Annotated in this window: 17 protein-coding genes; 6 read left to right on the forward strand and 11 right to left on the reverse strand. The window is 56.9% G+C overall.

Annotation, left to right across the window (positions count from 1 at the left end; translation table 11 throughout):
- Positions 1 to 206 precede the first annotated feature (206 nt).
- Genes AC0QTX_RS21790 through AC0QTX_RS21810 form a run of 5 tightly spaced genes read right to left on the reverse strand, consistent with a single transcriptional unit; the run spans position 207 to position 4,311 of the window.
- Positions 207 to 911 carry a fumarylacetoacetate hydrolase family protein gene (locus AC0QTX_RS21790; protein WP_474605961.1) on the reverse strand — a complete coding sequence of 235 codons (705 nt, stop codon included), beginning with the start codon at positions 909 to 911 and terminating at the stop codon, positions 207 to 209.
- Positions 911 to 1,663, reverse strand: coding sequence for an ABC transporter permease (locus tag AC0QTX_RS21795; RefSeq protein ID WP_474605918.1), 753 nt, complete (start codon positions 1,661 to 1,663; stop codon positions 911 to 913). The genes AC0QTX_RS21790 and AC0QTX_RS21795 overlap by 1 nt, the downstream gene beginning before the upstream one ends.
- 10 nt (positions 1,664 to 1,673) lie before the next feature.
- On the reverse strand, positions 1,674 to 2,471 hold the full coding sequence (locus AC0QTX_RS21800) for an ABC transporter ATP-binding protein (RefSeq protein WP_474605919.1): 798 nt from the start codon (positions 2,469 to 2,471) through the stop codon (positions 1,674 to 1,676).
- Position 2,472: 1 nt separating this feature from the next.
- A complete protein-coding gene (locus tag AC0QTX_RS21805) occupies positions 2,473 to 3,306 on the reverse strand; it encodes an ABC transporter permease (RefSeq protein ID WP_474605920.1) in 834 nt (277 codons plus the stop codon).
- A 9-nt stretch (positions 3,307 to 3,315) separates the two neighbouring features.
- Positions 3,316 to 4,311, reverse strand: coding sequence for an ABC transporter substrate-binding protein (locus tag AC0QTX_RS21810; RefSeq protein ID WP_474605921.1), 996 nt, complete (start codon positions 4,309 to 4,311; stop codon positions 3,316 to 3,318).
- Between the two features lie 170 nt (positions 4,312 to 4,481).
- Between AC0QTX_RS21810 and AC0QTX_RS21815 the strand changes: the two genes are divergently transcribed.
- Both AC0QTX_RS21815 and AC0QTX_RS21820 read left to right on the forward strand, forming a co-directional pair.
- Positions 4,482 to 5,183 carry a FadR/GntR family transcriptional regulator gene (locus AC0QTX_RS21815; RefSeq protein ID WP_474605922.1) on the forward strand — a complete coding sequence of 234 codons (702 nt, stop codon included), beginning with the start codon at positions 4,482 to 4,484 and terminating at the stop codon, positions 5,181 to 5,183.
- Positions 5,184 to 5,952: 769 nt separating this feature from the next.
- Complete coding sequence (locus tag AC0QTX_RS21820) at positions 5,953 to 6,345, forward strand: hypothetical protein (RefSeq protein WP_474605923.1); 393 nt, start codon at positions 5,953 to 5,955, stop codon at positions 6,343 to 6,345.
- Between the two features lie 1,635 nt (positions 6,346 to 7,980).
- On the opposite strand, the gene AC0QTX_RS21825 is transcribed toward AC0QTX_RS21820, so the two are convergent.
- Positions 7,981 to 8,226, reverse strand: coding sequence for a hypothetical protein (locus AC0QTX_RS21825; protein WP_474605924.1), 246 nt, complete (start codon positions 8,224 to 8,226; stop codon positions 7,981 to 7,983).
- Between the two features lie 236 nt (positions 8,227 to 8,462).
- On the opposite strand from AC0QTX_RS21825, the gene AC0QTX_RS21830 reads away from it, so the two are divergent.
- Positions 8,463 to 8,723, forward strand: coding sequence for a DUF6894 family protein (locus AC0QTX_RS21830; RefSeq protein ID WP_474605925.1), 261 nt, complete (start codon positions 8,463 to 8,465; stop codon positions 8,721 to 8,723).
- Between the two features lie 535 nt (positions 8,724 to 9,258).
- Here AC0QTX_RS21830 and AC0QTX_RS21835 read toward each other — a convergent pair.
- On the reverse strand, positions 9,259 to 9,570 hold the full coding sequence (locus AC0QTX_RS21835) for a hypothetical protein (protein WP_474605926.1): 312 nt from the start codon (positions 9,568 to 9,570) through the stop codon (positions 9,259 to 9,261).
- Positions 9,571 to 9,872: 302 nt separating this feature from the next.
- Between AC0QTX_RS21835 and AC0QTX_RS21840 the strand changes: the two genes are divergently transcribed.
- Entirely contained in the window at positions 9,873 to 10,220 is a 348-nt protein-coding gene (locus tag AC0QTX_RS21840; RefSeq protein WP_474605927.1) for a DUF6894 family protein, read from the forward strand.
- 974 nt (positions 10,221 to 11,194) lie between these two features.
- Here the strand turns inward: AC0QTX_RS21840 and AC0QTX_RS21845 are convergent.
- Genes AC0QTX_RS21845 through AC0QTX_RS21860 form a run of 4 tightly spaced genes read right to left on the reverse strand, consistent with a single transcriptional unit; the run spans position 11,195 to position 13,031 of the window.
- Entirely contained in the window at positions 11,195 to 12,010 is an 816-nt protein-coding gene (locus tag AC0QTX_RS21845) for a hypothetical protein (RefSeq protein ID WP_474605928.1), read from the reverse strand.
- A gap of 51 nt (positions 12,011 to 12,061) precedes the next feature.
- Positions 12,062 to 12,361 (reverse strand): GyrI-like domain-containing protein, encoded by a 300-nt coding sequence (locus AC0QTX_RS21850; RefSeq protein WP_474605929.1) that lies wholly within the window; start codon positions 12,359 to 12,361, stop codon positions 12,062 to 12,064.
- The gene (locus AC0QTX_RS21855) at positions 12,309 to 12,539 is read right to left on the reverse strand and encodes a GyrI-like domain-containing protein (RefSeq protein ID WP_474605962.1); all 231 of its coding nucleotides are present in this window, start codon (positions 12,537 to 12,539) and stop codon (positions 12,309 to 12,311) included. Before AC0QTX_RS21855 ends, AC0QTX_RS21850 begins: the two co-directional genes overlap by 53 nt.
- A gap of 15 nt (positions 12,540 to 12,554) precedes the next feature.
- Positions 12,555 to 13,031 (reverse strand): helix-turn-helix domain-containing protein, encoded by a 477-nt coding sequence (locus tag AC0QTX_RS21860; protein ID WP_474605930.1) that lies wholly within the window; start codon positions 13,029 to 13,031, stop codon positions 12,555 to 12,557.
- 952 nt (positions 13,032 to 13,983) lie between these two features.
- Between AC0QTX_RS21860 and AC0QTX_RS21865 the strand changes: the two genes are divergently transcribed.
- Positions 13,984 to 14,964, forward strand: coding sequence for a DHH family phosphoesterase (locus tag AC0QTX_RS21865; RefSeq protein ID WP_474605931.1), 981 nt, complete (start codon positions 13,984 to 13,986; stop codon positions 14,962 to 14,964).
- 124 nt (positions 14,965 to 15,088) lie between these two features.
- Positions 15,089 to 16,156 (forward strand): spore photoproduct lyase family protein, encoded by a 1,068-nt coding sequence (locus AC0QTX_RS21870; protein ID WP_474605932.1) that lies wholly within the window; start codon positions 15,089 to 15,091, stop codon positions 16,154 to 16,156.
- The last annotated feature ends 151 nt before the right edge of the window (positions 16,157 to 16,307 follow it).

Below are 16,307 nucleotides of genomic sequence, written 5' to 3' on the forward strand. Positions count from 1 at the left end.
GATGAACTGCCAAATGATGCGGGTCATCTCGTCGCCGTCGAGTTCGACGACCGGATTGGCAACCTTGATCTTCGCCACGTGTGGCTCCTGCTTGATTTAGACACTGGCGGTGGTCCCGCCCTAGAATTACACCGCAGCACTGTGTGCTGCGGTGCTGTTTAAGCGCCTCGCCCGCTTTTTTATTTCACATGCGCGGGGTTTGCAGCCTAGACGACTACGACTTCGAGCCTGCCGACACCTTCGACGAAGCCTTCGAGAACGTCACCGCGCACAACCGCGCCGACGCCAGCAGGCGTGCCGGTCATGATGATGTCGCCGGGTTGAAGGGTAAAGAGACTGGAAAGATATGAGACCATCTCCGGCACCTTCCAGATCAGCTGGTTCAGGTCGCCCTGCTGACGGACCTCACCATTGACCTTGAGTGTAACAGCGCCTGAGGTCGGATGTCCGATCTCGCTCGCCGGGACCAGAGGACCACAAGGAGCAGAGGCTTCGAATGCCTTGCCGACTTCCCAAGGACGACCCAGCTTCTTAGCCTCGCCCTGGAGGTCGCGACGGGTCATGTCGAGGCCGACGCCATAGCCGAAGACGTGATCGAGGGCCGCTTCCGCGGAAATGTCCGTACCGCCCTTGCTTAACGCCACCACCATTTCGATCTCGTGGTGCACGTCCGATGTCTGGCTCGGGTACGGGAACTTGCCATCGGTCACGAGGTTGTCGGGGTTCTTCTGGAAGAAGAACGGCGGCTCCTTGGACGGATCATGTCCCATCTCGATCGCGTGCTCGGCGTAGTTGCGGCCCACGCAATAAATACGGTGAATGGGGAATAGTTTGTCACTGCCCTGAACTGGCAAGGTTGCAATGGGTGCCGGCTGAACGACGTAGTCAGTTATGGCGAGAGGTGCATTCATCATCTTACTCCTGCGTAATAGTCGACTTTTTTCTCGATGTGTTCGATGGCCGCGGACATCAGCATCGCTGCAGCGAAGAGGATGATCGTCAGCGCCCAGAAGTTCTCCATGTCGAAGCTGCGTGAATAAAGTTCAAACAGTTCGCCATAACCGATGATCGCCACCAGAAGCTGACCGATCACCACACCCTTTACGCCGCGCACCAGACCGAGTCTGATCCCTGCAAGGATCTCCGGCAGAGCGGCAAGGAGAACGATTTTTCCGTAAAGAGCGAAGGTAGAGGCACCATATGAGCGCCCCATCTCAATAAGCGACTTCGGCACATGCTGAATGCCGGCTCGCGTATCCAACACGATGATCCATACTGCAAAGAGGAAGACCGTAACGATAACCGTCGTCTCGCCCATGCCGAATAGGATCATCAACACCGGAACTAGGGCCGAGAGCGGCGCACTGACGAAGATGTTGACCCAGATGCTGAACAGTTCGTCCACCGCCTTGAACCGCCCCATCAGCACACCGAGTGTAATGCCGACCACAATGGCAAACGCCATGCCGACCGCAAAACTGTGCAACGTGATGATTGCGGCCGACTGCCAGGTGCCGGTCTGCACCATGGCAAAGCCAGCCACCAGCACGTCTGAGAGAGGCGGAACGAGGAACATCAGGCCCGATTGGCCGACAAGCTCCCAAATCACGCACCAGACGAGGAGAGATGCCATCATCGGCACCCGATAACCGTAAAGTGTCATGGCTGCCTCCTCAATCCACGTAGTGCTTGAGGCCTTGCCAGATCTCCTCGACAGTGTCGAGATAGCCCTGATCACGGCGGATGGCATCGGGGGAGGCCGTGCGATCAACTTTCGGTTCGATGATCTGCGAGACGCGACTCGGCCGGCGCGACAGGAGCACAATGCGATCCGATACGTAGACAGCCTCTTCGATGCTGTGCGTGACGAAGATAAAGGTTTTGCGCTCCTTCTCCACCAATTGCAGCAGGTCTTCCTGGAACTTGCGGCGGTTCTGCTCGTCGACCGCTGAGAACGGCTCGTCTAGCAGAAGAACTTCTGCATTGACCGCGAAGGCACGGGCAAGGCCGACGCGCTGGCGCATGCCGCCAGATAGCTCGTGCGGGTACTTATCCTCAAAGCCGGTGAGACCGACCTCGGCGATATAGTGCCGGGCAATGGATTGGCGTTCCGCCTTGCCCATTCCCTTTAGTTCAAGCCCAAAAGCCACGTTGCGCATTACCGTCGCCCACGGCATCAGGGCGAAGTCCTGAAACACGAAGGCACGCTCTGGGCCAGGTCCAGTGACGGGTTTGCCGTTGACCCGCACCTCGCCGGAGGTCGGTTCGATAAGGCCTGCGATGATCTTGAGTAGGGTGGTCTTGCCGCAGCCGGACGGACCGAGCAGTGTCGTGAGCTTGCCTCGGGGAAAGTCGAGGTCGATCGATCGCAGCGCCTCGACTTCTTTGTAGTTCTTGGAAATGCTTCGAACCTCAACAGCGGCAGATTCGGCTTGAGGCAGAGCATGGATGGAAGCAGTGGATAAAGTCATGTCAGCCTCTCCTCTTCTCTGGACGAAGCACGCGCATCTCGAATGCTTCGAGAGCTGCGAGCGTCAGGGTCGAGACCAGAATGATGGAAACAACAGCGGCATACATTTCTGCATAATTGGCCACTGAGCGGTGATAGGTGATCAGGTCACCGATTCCGGTCGGTGTAATCAGGAGTTCTGCCAGGATGACGCCGATGAAGCCTGCAGCGAGCCCCAAGCGCAGGCCCGCAAAGATCACGGGGCTGGCATCCGGGATGATGATCTTGGCGATTTGCTGAAGTTTCGTGCCCTGGAACGAGTAGCACATGGCTACCAGCGAAGGGTTGGCATTCCTCACTGCCTTGTAGCCGTTCAGCACGATGACGGGCAAAGCAAGCATGATGACCGCAAGGGTCTTTGCCGCCAGCCCGATTCCGTACACGAAGGTAATCAGCGGAATGAGAGCTGCCATCGGGGCCGATTGCAGGACGATGAACAAAGGGGCCACAAGCCATTCAGCTGTACGTGACAAACCCATCACGATGCCGAGCGTCACCCCGACAGCCCCCGAAATGGCAATGCCGATGATCAGAGGCTGAAGCGTCGAGCCGTAAGCCACGAACAGGCTGCCATCGAGCAGCATTGAGAGGAAAGCAGAGAGTGTCTCCAGAAACGTCGGAAATGCATAGCTGATCGGCACGCGCCCGGCGATTTCCCAGATCAAGAAGAAGAGCCCCAGCGAGACCATTCTCGAGGCAATCGGGTGCTGCGTGAATAGCTGGCCAAGGCTCAAGCCCCAACCTGCCGGCGAATGGACGGCCCGCGCGGGGCCGTTCACTTCGGAGGAAGCCATCATAACGGCCCCTTACTTGCTACCGATTTTTGTCAGAACGCGATCCAGCGAGCGGGTATCCCAGAAGTCCTCGACCTTCAGGCTTGCGGGCTCGCCGGTGAGCTGACCCGAGAGGGTGTAGAAGGCGAAGTCATCCTTTGCCGCGGCTGCGCCGCCGCCATTGAGAGGGAATGCCTTACCCTTCGCGAGTTCTTCGAAGTACGGGCCGATCTCATTCACCTGGGCCGCAGGCAGGTCGGGCAGCAGCTTGTACTTGGCACGCCACTCCGTCACGACGCTCGGCTTGTCCGTGACTTCACGCCAAGTTGTGACGATGGCCTCGACAATCTTGTCGACATCCGCGGCGTTCTTTTCAAGGAAGTTCGTGTTCGCAAAGAGCGCTTCATCGGTTGCGTTCACGCCCTCGAGCGGCAGGATAATGAATTTACCGGGCGCCTGGGTTTCTAGCAAACGGCGGCCAGATGCATCGACGATGGAAGCCTTGACGTTGCCTTGAAGCAAAGCACCGGTACGAACCTCGGCGCCTGGAATGTAGCTGATCTTGGAGAATTTGATGCCCTGGCGCTGCTCCATCAGCTTCATGATGGCTTCAGTCCCGGAGCCGCGGGAGTGGACGGCCACCTCCTGCCCGTTCAGATCCTTCCAGGTCTTGTAGAACTCGCCGTTCACCGCCGGATAGAAGCGCAGCGTCGAAAGCTGCATGAACATGCGAATGGGCGCCTTGACCTTCTGCACGAGCGCGTAAGGACCACCAACTCCAACGTCGGCTTGCCCGCCGACCACGGCCTGAGCCGCGATATCCTCTGATTTTAGATAGGTCACTTCGATATCGACACCCTTTTCCTTGGCGCGCTCAAACGCTGCCAAGAGATGCAGGGATTCCACGCTCGGGATGTCGCCATAGACCACGCGAACCTTGGCCGCTTCCGCAGCACTCGACATCGTAAGCGCGAGGCCGATCGCGAGCGCAGCGGTACTGGCTTTTAGACCTGACAACCTTTTGGACATTTCAGACTCCCTGCTTTAGGCGGTTTATCCGCTTGTTATAGCCGCGTTTTTCACGACCAATACGCTATTGGTTGCAATTGGGCGGAACGCTGTCAAGCATTATTCCTCTTGACTGTGTTGTTACAGCAATTAAAAGAGCCAACCAATTCTGAATTGGTTGAGGGGCTGAGATGCTAGCGTTCGATGAAGTGGGCTCCAATCGGAGCATCGTGACCCAACTGCGGGCCTACCTTGCTCAAGCGGCGCTCCCCGAGGATGGACGTCTCCCTCCGGAGCGGGATCTGTCAGCGGCACTTGGGGTTACTCGGACCGAATTGAGGAAGGCGCTCGGAACTCTCGAGGCCGAAGGCCAAATATGGCGCCATGTCGGCAAAGGCACATTCATGGGGAACCGACCCGTGGACACCCTCTCGGATATCGCGGCCCTGTCCAAGCGGACCAATCCGGCCGAACTGATGCGCGCCCGGCTGATTATCGAGCCTGAGATTGCAAGAGCGGCAGCGCTGACGGCAACGCCGATGCATCTTGCCGAACTGAGGACGTGCCAAGCCAGAACCCGTGAAGCCGCGACCTGGCGGCAGTATGAGACCTGGGATACCCGTCTGCACCGCACCGTCGCGGAAGCAACCCAGAACACGCCGCTTCTTGGGCTCTTCGATATGCTTAACGCGCTACGTCGAGCCGTAACCTGGGGTAGGCTCCGATCTAACCCCGTCAAGCCAGAGCCTGACCATCACAGCTTTACCGAGCATGAGATGATTATTACGGCTATCGAAAACCGTGACATGAATGGTGCTGCCGCGGCGATGCGCACCCACTTGCAGAGCGTAGAGCGCAACCTCCTGGCGCGGCAGTCAAGTGGGACTGACTAATGCCTAGCCACCAAAGTTCTAAGTTCAGAGGAGACTGGCGATGGTAGCGCGTCGCTGATCCCATGTGGCCCAAAGTCAGCAAGCCCAAATCAAGGGCCAGACCGCAGAACCGGCAATCTCCGAGCCGTCCAGCTTCTGCTCGGTCACACCAAAATCGAGAGCACCGCGCGGTATCCGGGCATTGACGTCGACGATGGCCTTCTGATTGCGGAGCAAGCTGAGATTTGAGTTCGGAGGCGGCTAGTCGGCGAGCCGTCTCTCTGAGGCTGCTGACTGTTACGGAGCAAAGACCGGATTTGAGGCACAAGGCGCCATAAGACTAACAACGGCCGTGTGCCATGAGGCGGCATTCCGGGCTTACAGCCATCCCACACGTCGAAGCCCAACGGTTTACACCCGAGCATCTCGGCAGGCACGAGCGTCCCGGACCTATTTAGGGGGGCTGGATCATCAAACCAAGCGTTGAGCTAGTTGATGCACCTTTAGAACCATGAGCTAATCAACCTGTCCGGTTGGAACATTGCTCACCCACGGTTGTTGGTCCGTGCCCTCACTCTTCCTCCATTTTGTGATGGTTCCCTCTGAGTACTCCCCTCAGCCCTGAGCTTGTCTTGGGGCTTTCTTTTGGGTCTGAGTGCCTACACGGGTGGGCAGGTAAGTTCTCAAAGGTATATAAGTTCACGAAGCCTGGGAGCTGCCAAGTTCTCGCCGCTGATCCGCCCAAATTGCACCCTGCGATGATAGGCAATGGGAATTTGCGGGAGGATCCATGAACACGGGTGATACTTTCCCTCTGTATGCTGTTCCAGGACGGATCAGAACGGTGATCCTCCAGGAGTTCCAGGGACGCTGCCCCACTGTGCAGGAGGTTGCTCAGCGCTCTGATAAGCAATGGTTGGCAGTACCAGGGGTCGGCCTTATCGCTCTTGGAATCATTCGCAGTGTCACGGTTGTTAAACCAGCCACTGAGGAAGCTTCCCTCTCCACCAGCATGTCGGATGATGAACTATTGGACCGGCTGACGTCTATTCAGGAAGAACTTAGGCGCATCCATGATGTGCTTACGGCCAAGATGGAAGGGGCACCGAGCAAGGGAACACGCATCTGGACACGGCATAGGATGCGCTCATATCCTGTCACTGCTCGTGAGCTTCGCATCTGATAACCGGGAACGGGCAGTCTGGATGCACCACATCAGCGCTTCGGCAGCCTACGCGGATAAATCCCACTCAGTTTCACATCAGAAAGAGGGTGGCGGTAATCAACGACGCCGAGATATGCCACGAGAGCGACAAGCACAGACCCGATGGCGACGACCAGTAACGATAGGCTATCCATAGCACGCCCCTAACCCAAACCATGCCGCCTGAGACCGTTAAGATTCTTGTCTCTTAAGCGACGACCATCAACGCATCTGAGGGGGTACCCAGTCGGTGCCAGGGCTCAGTGCTGCCGATGGATACCAAAAAGGCCCCTCACCGGCACCAGCAGACCCGTTCAAACGTGTTGATCATTAGAAATTGACTACTGCAATGGCAGGAACCGTGGCCGCAGACCTTGGCGGTATTATGGCGATTGCCTGATCCCCAGACGCGATGCCAAGGCCCCTCGCTTCTGGTCCCTATTGCAATCAACCTACCTTGTAAGAGGGGTGCCGTTAGGTGCCTGAGCCCTCGTCCTGCACAGGATAGCATTTGGGTGGCACCAAGTTATGGATACGGTCAGGGCCTCTCCTGAGGGTCCTGATAATCTGATTGAGCGTATCAGGCTTGGAGTCGCCCTCGTGTTTCTCAGTATTCTCGCACCTGATTCTTTGGATCATCGCCTTGATGTGCTTGGCAACCTGATCGTCCATGTGCGTCATGAGACACCTCCAAGTACCACCTAGGTTCCTCATCAATCTTGACGGGAATGTGCCTCACCTGAGGTCTTTTGCAGCAATCAGGAGGTTTGTCTCAGAAGTGTCCGATACCCGACAGACAGCATGGGTTTGACTGTGTAGGCATGTAGGACCGGCCTTGTTATTTGCCCCTACGGGCCGGACCTTAGAGCGTCCTCTTGAAGCCGAGAGGCGCTTTCTTTTTGCCGCACGAGGATCATCGGCTGCTATGGGCTCTCCTGCGGATGGCTTTCCGAGGGGAGCGCTTGGGAAAGATCAACCTGACACGAACGCGTCTCTTGAAAGCCAAGCGGTTGAGCCTGTCCTGGATGATTTGAGCCGTCTCTGCGTCAAAGTCTGGAACCTCGTTGAGTATAGGAGCAAGGGTCTTGAGTTGTTCCAAGTTGGTGATCTTTGCATCCTCCACTGCCTTCCAGGCACTCATGGGCAAACGCAAACCCGCAAAGGGATCATCAGGTGACTTGCGTGGAACGTGGCGCATCAAGAACACCCCTTAGTAGTTATCGAGACTGTGGTGGGCCACCCGTTCGAAGGCACTCCAACGCGCTCTCTTATTCCCAACACCACCCAGACTAGAACCCGACCAAGTCTAGCAATGAGAGGGATATGGGAGCTTGGGCTTGGCCGGGAGTTCGGTCGGGCAACCGATGCTTAAAGATCGTCTTCTCTGGGTGAACCATTGCTGAACATCCGATGGCACGGAGTATTTGAGGATCCGCCAGCGTTATCCCTGAGTGTTACTATGGGAGGTGTCGATGAGCACCCATGACCTCAGGTCTTTCTTGCTTCCGTTGTTGGCAGCACTTGGCTTGACCATTATCGCGGTGCTGGCCGCGGTCTATTTAGGACTCGCTTGGGATTAGAGCGCCACCTCTAAAGAATGTCACGACGAAGATCTCATTCATAATCCACGTTAAAGCGGTCGGACTGGGAAACTGCAAGTATGGCTTTCCTGTAGATCAGGAGAGCAGTCATCGGGATGCGACCTATCTCGTCTGCCTTGGTGCCCTTCACGAAGCCTATCGTGAGCTTGAAGAGGCGCGGCTTACGTGACGTAAAGCTGCCTATGCGCTCGCAACGATCCGCGAGACGCTGGATCAGGCTTTGGACCTCGCGCGTATCAGCAGCAGTCGTTCGGTCCACTCAACAACTTGTTTGATGAGGAAGGGGCCGCGCTAGCAGCTTATGAACAAGCGGTTCCTAAGGTCCGAGAAGCGGAAGGGTGGTGGGCGGCTCTGAGTTTAGCTCTGGCTTATGAGAAGGAACGCCTGATGGCAGGACAGTTGTCTTGCAGCCGAGTGAACTGACCTGCGGGTATCGCAGAAGTAGCCCCTAAGGCGCAATACAGAGTTTAGTTCTTTGTCTACCCTAGTGTAGCTATGCCAACCTATGACGTTTACGTCTGGACCAACTTTCGCCGTCTGAATTATCCACGAGGCTTGAATGTTCTGAGTCTGGAGGCGGCGCACAGCGTTGCGTTGATAATGGGGCGAATGCTCATCAGGCTTAGATCGCCGAGAGGTTATCTGCCTCAGGCCGTCTGTGAGTTCCACGTTGAGGTTGTTGACGAAGATGGACGAACTGTTCTGGCTGTTCCGGGACGGTGGATAGGTCCAGTTCCTAAACGGGTAGGTAGGTGAACTTACGAGCGCTCGCGATCTTAGAGCGGGTTCAAAAACGGCTTCCCGCAGGTTGCCTCACCCCTTTGCAACCTCCGTTCAAGCTCAAACGCCGCCTTTCCATTTTCCATACAAACCCACCTGAAACCTAGGTTCGTCTTGATGGAATCGCGGGTAGCCTTATCGAGCGACAGTGAGCCATCCACTATCTCTGCGATGCGATTGTGCAAGGTTGGGAGGACAAGCCGATCAGCGACGTAGACACAGAACTGATCACCGCTTCGTCTTTCGCTGGCATGGCTGTTGAGCCTTCCCCAAGGACCAGCCTTTCCGTTGCCCTCAGTGCCGCCTGTAAAACTCCGGCCTGACATACCGACGTAAATGAAAGAGTCTTCCCGATCCCAGACTGTGTAGACCACTGCTCCTGAGCGGGGAACGTCGGGGGTAGACCAATCTGAGAACCAGTGAATAGGGCCGCTGATTAGCTGACCGTAGGCCTTGCCCTGTGGCGCTGGGATATGGGCGTCCATCTTCGGATTACGCTCGAAATCTACCGTCAATCCTCATCAGCTATGCTTTTCCATTCAGCGACTTCCTCAGCGGTGGCTTTCCGCTTACTCACCAGGTCAGCCAGCAGAACAGCGGGGAAGGAGGCGCTTTGTAGCGCAGCCCTGATGAAACCGTGCTGATCCAATTCTAACAGACGAATCGTCAGCGTGTCAGGTTGCTCTGAGTCATACTCAATATCGAGCGAGTGATAGGGACTGTTCCGCCCATCTTCTATCGCAAGGGGGACATTGAGTGAAATAACTCGGTCCTCAGGTCCGCAGAATCCAAGGCGAGCTTCAGGGGCAGAGTAATCGCTCATTTTGTTTGTTGGCTTCCAAGCATCGAGTGATGAAGTAGGTGACGGTTTGGCGGGTTAGTTGTTTTGGGTCCACAACGCTTTGTGGCGAAAAGAAGTTCCGCCATGGAAATTACACATTCTGACGTGCTTTGAAAGATGCTCTTGAGTAAATGGTTGCTGTTGGTCTTAGCATAGGAAATTTTATCGTCGAGGGGCTTATATCGCAGCAGTAAAACTCTGTATCTTCCACCTACTGCCCCACTATGTAGCTTGTGAGCATAGCCTGAAATAACACCTATGAGTAGGTTGCTAAGGCAGTATTCTTGGTTAATATTCCTGCCATCATGCCCTTCTACAACCTCTTTCTGTATAACCAACACAGCCGGGTCAGATATCCTCAGACCCTGATCCTTCCTGATCTTGATACTGCTCAGCGTGCCGCCCAGAGAGTGGCCAATGTCTTCATGGAGGTCGTCCCATATTGGGGTGATCTTTCACGCGAGCAGCAAAGTGGTTACGTGGTCGAGATTGCGGACCAAGCAGGTGGACTACTCCTGACTGTGCCGTTCAACGAGGCCAAGGAGGCGACGGCTGATCAATCGGAGACCAAGTCCGACAAAGAGAAAGAAGCCCTACCAGACTGCTCATCGGATAGGGCTGGAAAGTCTTAGGAGGAATAGCCTCAGCATAACAGTCTTCTCAGGTAGGTCTGTGCGGAGGCACACCAGAGCCATTGAACCTACCTAATGTAGATTCGTACTGTCAGGGTTATCGCCGTTTGGCTGAGGGTCACTCATGCGAACGAGAAGATCACGGCGGAAACGCTTCAGGTCACGCTGCAATCGTTCCAGCCGAGCCATCAAATCAGCATCAGTCATCTGCACAGAGGCCGGACCCGTCGTCTGATCTAGTTGGCTCCGCATGATTGCTTCTAGCTCCATGAGCATGGTTTCCCCCATGCCTGGAACCTTTAGCCACTGTTTGGAAGGGATGCTGCTGACCTCTTCAAGTGTAGGGGATCGCCCTCGAAATTCAGCTAAGATCGCCTTCCTCAAACGTTGAGAACAGTTCTCGATCGGGAACGGATCATTTGGATACATCGGAGCCGTTATGATTGGCCGGGTAAGGACACAACCCTAGCAGTAACCCCTAACCTGACTAGGATTAGCATCCTTTTGCTCTTGGCCATTATCCGTGTGGGAGCGTTGGCCGAACAGAGGTACAACGGAAGGGGTTGGAAGGGCTGACGAAAGAAGCCCCACCAAGATCGCTCGATTGATGGGGCTAGTTAGAAGGTTTCGGGAGGAAGTACGCACCTTCGAATCCAAACTGATGACGCCCACGATTGTTGCGGTAGGAATGGCGGAAAAGCTTTTCAGTTCTTCGCTTTCAATCCTAACCAGCCGTTGCTTTAGACAACTTCTCAGTGACCTTCTCCGGCCTCAGGTGAGTGTATCGGCTCAACATTCCTAGGTCTCTATGTCAACTGATCAGGGCGACCTCTGGCACCGTGAGGCCATACTCGAAGAAGCGGGATACAGCCTCATCCCTAACGTCATGTAGCCTCAGGTCTTCCAAGCCAGCCCTGCGCCTCAGTCTTTCCCAAGCAAGACGCACAGTGTTGGGTGTGACCGGGAAGACCCGCTCATCCCTTCTCTCTAACGAGGACAATAGTGCCGCCGGCGTCCTTCACCCGGAACGAGAAGCCTGCGAAGCCAGTACCATTGCTGTATTCGACCGGGCTGTAGCCCAGCTTGCCCTTGTCGAGCATAGAGGCAGAGGTGATGTCTCCTTCAGCAACCGGGCCGGAGTTCGGGCCTCCCATGCCAAAGCTGAGGAGCGTGAGAATTCCCTCTTCGGGAAGGCTGACGATCTCGATCGAGTTGAGGAAGTCGCCATCGTTCGGATCGCAGAAGCCGAAATCGGCTGCCGAGAACTTGTAGGGGCTATCCTCATCAAGTGAAATGGCCGTGTCCTGCGCGAGGGGCGCGTCATTGACGGGTGTAACAGTTACGGTGGAGGCATAATTAAGCACGGCGGTGTTGCCACCACCATTGGCCATGCCGCCGGTATCACGCAGACCTGTAAAGGTAATCGTGCGTGGGCCAGGGGTGGGGTCCTCACTGGTATGGCCGTAGGCCATGCCGTCGATGAGGGAAGTCATAGCCGAAGGCAAGATGCCACCTGTTTTGGATAGAGTGACGGTGGCGGTGCTGCCTACGATCGAGACAGTGTAGGCGAAGGTAGAGCCGGAGGTCGTACCCGTGCCGTTGACCAAGCTGATGACGGTGCCATCGAAGGAGACGTTCTCGAACGCACTGTCGGTGACGTTGGAAACGGTGAACACGAGTTGGTCCAGGCTTTGACCGTTCTCGACGGTGCTGGCCAACACGTCGGAGAACAGGTCAGCCGCTGCGCTATGCTCAGTATAGGCTTCACACCCAAATAGCGGCCAGCGCACGTCGCTCGAAATTGCGTTTTCACACGGCCCTAGTCAAGCACGGTAGTTCCCTTACCCGTCATGAAGGTCCAGTATTCGCTGCCAGAAATGACACTCAGGTAACTTCCGAGAAGTGCTGGGGGCGGGACTTGGAGTCTGTACACGCTGATCCAAGCACGCATATCTACATGCTGCGGGCCCCTCGGCTCGGCCCTTCAGGAGCAGGAACACCTTTGTCAGAAGCCCGGCCGTCGGAGTGTCACGTGGATTGTTCAAGTACTGCTCGAAGCAGGGCTGATCGTCTGGCTCCTCCCCAGAGTCAGGTAGCCAATCCCAGTATAAGATACTCATACGCACGATACAACTCCGCATATGCTCCCTTGTGGGTCAGTGACACGACACGGCACCGGGGGAGATGGCTGACAAGGACGGCAGCATCAATGTCATCTGAACTGACTTCTACACCGGCTATGGATCTTAAATCCGCCTCCGGCACCACATCGGGATCGCTGTAGAACACACCGAACCAGCGGCGTGGTGTGTCGAACAGGCTGCGGGAGGCGGCTCAGGCCGAGAGCTGTGCAAACTCGTGACCAGTCAGCGTGTAAGCTCCTCTGTGCTCAAGACCTGCAATGCAGACCCCGCCGAACTCCGAAACTGCCGCCCTATCCATCAGTGGATCACCTTGACGTCCAGTGCTCTGTCTGTCTCGGAAGACACCAGGAGGTAAGCCGCAATCATCGGCAAAGGCACGGGTGAAGCCCTCGACCGTGCTGAACCTAGCCTGCTTGGCGACCTCGGTGGTCGGAGTGCCGCTTGAGGAGAGGTCCGCACCAGCCTGATGCAGCCGCAGGCGTCTCACCGTCTGAGCGACCTTCTCTCCCGGCATCGATCGATAGATCCGATGAAAGTGATAGGGGGATAGGCATGCAAGCTGGGCTAGCTTGTTGAGGCTGAGATCCTCGTCGAGGTGCTCCTCAACATAGGTGAGAACCCGCCTAAGCCGCTGCCCATACTCAACCTGAGTGTTTTGCCTCTGCATGACATCAACACTCCAGGAATACAGGTCGCGTTACGGGTCGACTGGCCTGTGGTGTCAAAGCCTTGGACCAGAAAGGGACAACATGGTGTGGCATGGAGAAGCCCCCTATGATGCGGACGTCAGCGCCGCTTGCTGTGTTGAGATAACAGGATGCTGTGCGATCCTGATCCTTGATCAAGCTTGCTCTTTTAATGTCCACAGGGGGTGAGAACGTTCTTCCTGCTGCGTAAGATGGAGGTTGCTCCATCAATTGATAAGGGCCTTCAAACATCCCAGCTTGCACAATGGAGGTGGTCTGCGCGCTCCTCGAGACTCCATTTTAGTCATGTCTGCCAATCTACACAGGCGCAGCATCATTTCTGACGCAATTAGATATTGCAAAGACGCTCCCGCGAGCGGCATCAGAGTGCCAAGCTGAAACCTCGTCCCTACAACCACGTTGCCAGTTCGTTGTGACTGATCCAAGACTTAGCCGTTGTGTCTACCCAGTGCTTCATACAAGCCACAACTGCTTTGTAGAGGCTTAACAAGGTGATACCTACGAAAGGCTTTGGTTTGCTATGAGCAGATCGCAGGAACAGCCCGCCTCTACTCAAGCAGTTGAGGCCCGTCACCGGGAGATGGCAGTTGAGCATCTCCTTTTCGGCACCATACGATTTCTTGCACACCGCCATCCCGAGTTACTGGACGAACTGGAAGGTAGTTTGTCTCACCTGTGGGACTTGGCTGACGATGGTTCCCGAAATGATGAAGCAGTGCGAGATATTGCGCATCGCTTTCTCAAGAGTTTACGCGCGGAGGGAGCGCCGAATATCCCAGAGACTGCCGGCGATGACTAATGGACCGAGGTGTTCTGGATAAACATGGGGCATCAGAATGCCTTCAGGCCTAAATTTCGACTATTCAGCAGACCTTCCGCGAGGCCTTAAACAGGTTCCGGGCTGATGCCCCTGTGCTCATCCTCGGGCACAATGATGCGGACGGCTTATCGGCCAGTGCGCTGCTCGCCCGCGCCTTGAGCCGCCACGGTACAAACTGTCAGGTTCGGATCCTCGGCCGAGGCGAGAACCCGTGGGCCCATGCCCTGCGCACCGAGCTGTCCGGCGTTCCAGTGGGAGGCCTGATCGTGACCGACCTGGGCGTCCGCAAGGGTGTGGTCCTGGAGGGGGTCGAGACGGTCGTGATCGATCACCACGTTCCGACGGGGGTTCCCGGATCCGCAACCGTCATCTCGGGAATTGAGATGGATCAGGTCCCGACATCAAGCCTGCTGGCCTACTGGTGCGCGTCAGTGATTGCCGAGGTTGACGACCTGCTCTGGATCGCTGCGCTCGGCATCATCGGCGACATGGCCGAGAAGTCCGGCTTCCCGGAGATGGAGGAGGCCCGCAAGCAATACGGCATCACCGCCCTGCGGGAGGCGACGGCGCTGCTCAATGCACCTCGCCGGAGCGCCACGGGTGATGCCAGGCCAGCCCTCGACCTTCTCATGAAGGCAAAGGGCCCGAAGGAGATCCTCTCCGGCGAGCATCCGGAGACGGCTCTCCTCCAGGCGGCTCGCGAGCAGGTCAAGCTGGATCTGGACGCGGCCCGGCGCGTCCCTCCCAAGGTGAAGGGCGACGTGGCGCTGATCCGGTTCCACTCGCCATGCCAGATCCACCCGCTCGTGGCGCAAGCGTGGCGTGGCCGGCTGAGGAACAACATTGTCATTGCCGCCAACACGGGCTATCGCCCGGGCTGGGTCCACTTTGCCACACGGACCGCCCTCGACCGTGATCTCATTGCCTTCCTCCGAGACCATGCCCCCGAGGGCGCCGATGAGAACTACGGCAGCGGCCATCGGCAGGCGACCGGTGGGGCGCTCCGGCCCGAGAGTTGGAACCAGTTCGTCACCGGGCTCGGATTTGGGCCCGACATGCTCGTGGAGGCGTGATCCACCTGCCTGCCGCCCTGACGTTTCGACGGCAACTCACCATATAGGAATAGCCTCATCTTGAGCGCCCCAGCCTCCCGTCTGCAACGGATGCGCCAGGTCACATCCACCATCGGAACCACGCATGGCCCTGACGAAGCAGTTGATCGATATCGAGCGGATCTATCTCGAGCCTGCCGTGGAAGGATATGCACGCGGCCAGGAGATCCTCGCCCGTTATCCCGTTGCCGAGCGCCTGCATGTCGAATCGCACTGGAAGATCCCCTCCCTGCACGGCAACGAAGGCAATGCGGAGGACTGGCTCAGGCTCAAGCGCAGCTCACTGGTCCTTGGCGTAAAAAAGGGGCTGACCATGCGCCCCAACGGCCGCAGCGCCCACTTCATTGCTCCGTCGACCTCGAATGGCTGTGCCATGGCCTGCGCCTACTGCTACGTTCCGCGCCGCAAGGGGTATGCCAACCCGATCTCGATCTTGGTTAACATCGAGGAGGCCTGCGCGGCCATCGCCCGGCACGCGGCACGCCAGGGTGCCCTGCCGTCTCCGGATCAGATTGACCCCCAGCACTGGGTCTACGACATCGGCGAGAACGGTGATCTCTCGGTCGATGCATCGATCTGCGACAATGTCCGAGATCTGGCCGATCTGTTCCGGCGCATACCCAACGCCAAGGGGTCGTTTGCGACCAAGTTCGTGAACCGGGACCTGCTGTCGTACGATCCTCAGCGTAAGACCCGCATCCGCTTCTCTCTTATGCCCGAGAGGATCGCCAAGGTCGTCGACGTGCGAACCTCGTCGATCACCGAACGCATCGAGGCGATCAACGACTTCGTGCAGGCCGGATACGAGGTCCACCTGAACTTCTCGCCCGTGATCGTCTACGAGGGCTGGGAGCGGGACTATCACCCCCTGTTCGAGCAGATCGACGATACTCTTTCGCCTGAGGCCAAGGAGCAGTTGCGCGCCGAGATCATCTTCCTCACCCACAATGAGCAACTGCACGAGGTGAACCTGCGCTGGCACCCGAAGGCCGAGGCTCTCCTTTGGCGTCCCGACCTTCAGGAGGTGAAGCGGTCCGAAGGCGGGATGTTGAACCTGCGCTACAAGGCGGCCTGGAAGAAGAAGTGGCTTGAGCGTTTCCAATCCTTGCTGGCGGACAAGCTTCCTTATTGTGGCGTGAGGTATGCGTTCTGACGCAAAGGCGACTTCGGTAAGAGGACCGTTCGGTCCTAGCTGTCAGAACTGACATTCGGCTCACTTCCTGAGCGTGCCATTGGGAGACATTCGCGCTTCAGCAGTAGCGGCGGACGCGTCACGCCAGTTTGATGACTTCCGCATACTCCAA

Source organism: Microvirga sp. jy35 (genome assembly GCF_056148915.1).

Excerpts from the sequence above, each read along its gene's own strand:
- AC0QTX_RS21820 (WP_474605923.1), top strand. The coding sequence starts at position 5,953 with ATGAACACGGGTGATACTTTCCCTCTGTATGCTGTTCCAGGACGGATC.
- AC0QTX_RS21835 (WP_474605926.1), bottom strand. The coding sequence starts at position 9,570 with ATGAGCGATTACTCTGCCCCTGAAGCTCGCCTTGGATTCTGCGGACCT.
- AC0QTX_RS21805 (WP_474605920.1), bottom strand. The coding sequence starts at position 3,306 with ATGATGGCTTCCTCCGAAGTGAACGGCCCCGCGCGGGCCGTCCATTCG.
- AC0QTX_RS21860 (WP_474605930.1), bottom strand. The coding sequence starts at position 13,031 with ATGCAGAGGCAAAACACTCAGGTTGAGTATGGGCAGCGGCTTAGGCGG.
- AC0QTX_RS21790 (WP_474605961.1), bottom strand. The coding sequence starts at position 911 with ATGAATGCACCTCTCGCCATAACTGACTACGTCGTTCAGCCGGCACCC.
- AC0QTX_RS21870 (WP_474605932.1), top strand. The coding sequence starts at position 15,089 with ATGGCCCTGACGAAGCAGTTGATCGATATCGAGCGGATCTATCTCGAG.
- AC0QTX_RS21800 (WP_474605919.1), bottom strand. The coding sequence starts at position 2,471 with ATGACTTTATCCACTGCTTCCATCCATGCTCTGCCTCAAGCCGAATCT.
- AC0QTX_RS21795 (WP_474605918.1), bottom strand. The coding sequence starts at position 1,663 with ATGACACTTTACGGTTATCGGGTGCCGATGATGGCATCTCTCCTCGTC.
- AC0QTX_RS21810 (WP_474605921.1), bottom strand. The coding sequence starts at position 4,311 with ATGTCCAAAAGGTTGTCAGGTCTAAAAGCCAGTACCGCTGCGCTCGCG.
- AC0QTX_RS21830 (WP_474605925.1), top strand. The coding sequence starts at position 8,463 with ATGCCAACCTATGACGTTTACGTCTGGACCAACTTTCGCCGTCTGAAT.
- AC0QTX_RS21850 (WP_474605929.1), bottom strand. The coding sequence starts at position 12,361 with ATGCGGAGTTGTATCGTGCGTATGAGTATCTTATACTGGGATTGGCTA.
- AC0QTX_RS21815 (WP_474605922.1), top strand. The coding sequence starts at position 4,482 with ATGCTAGCGTTCGATGAAGTGGGCTCCAATCGGAGCATCGTGACCCAA.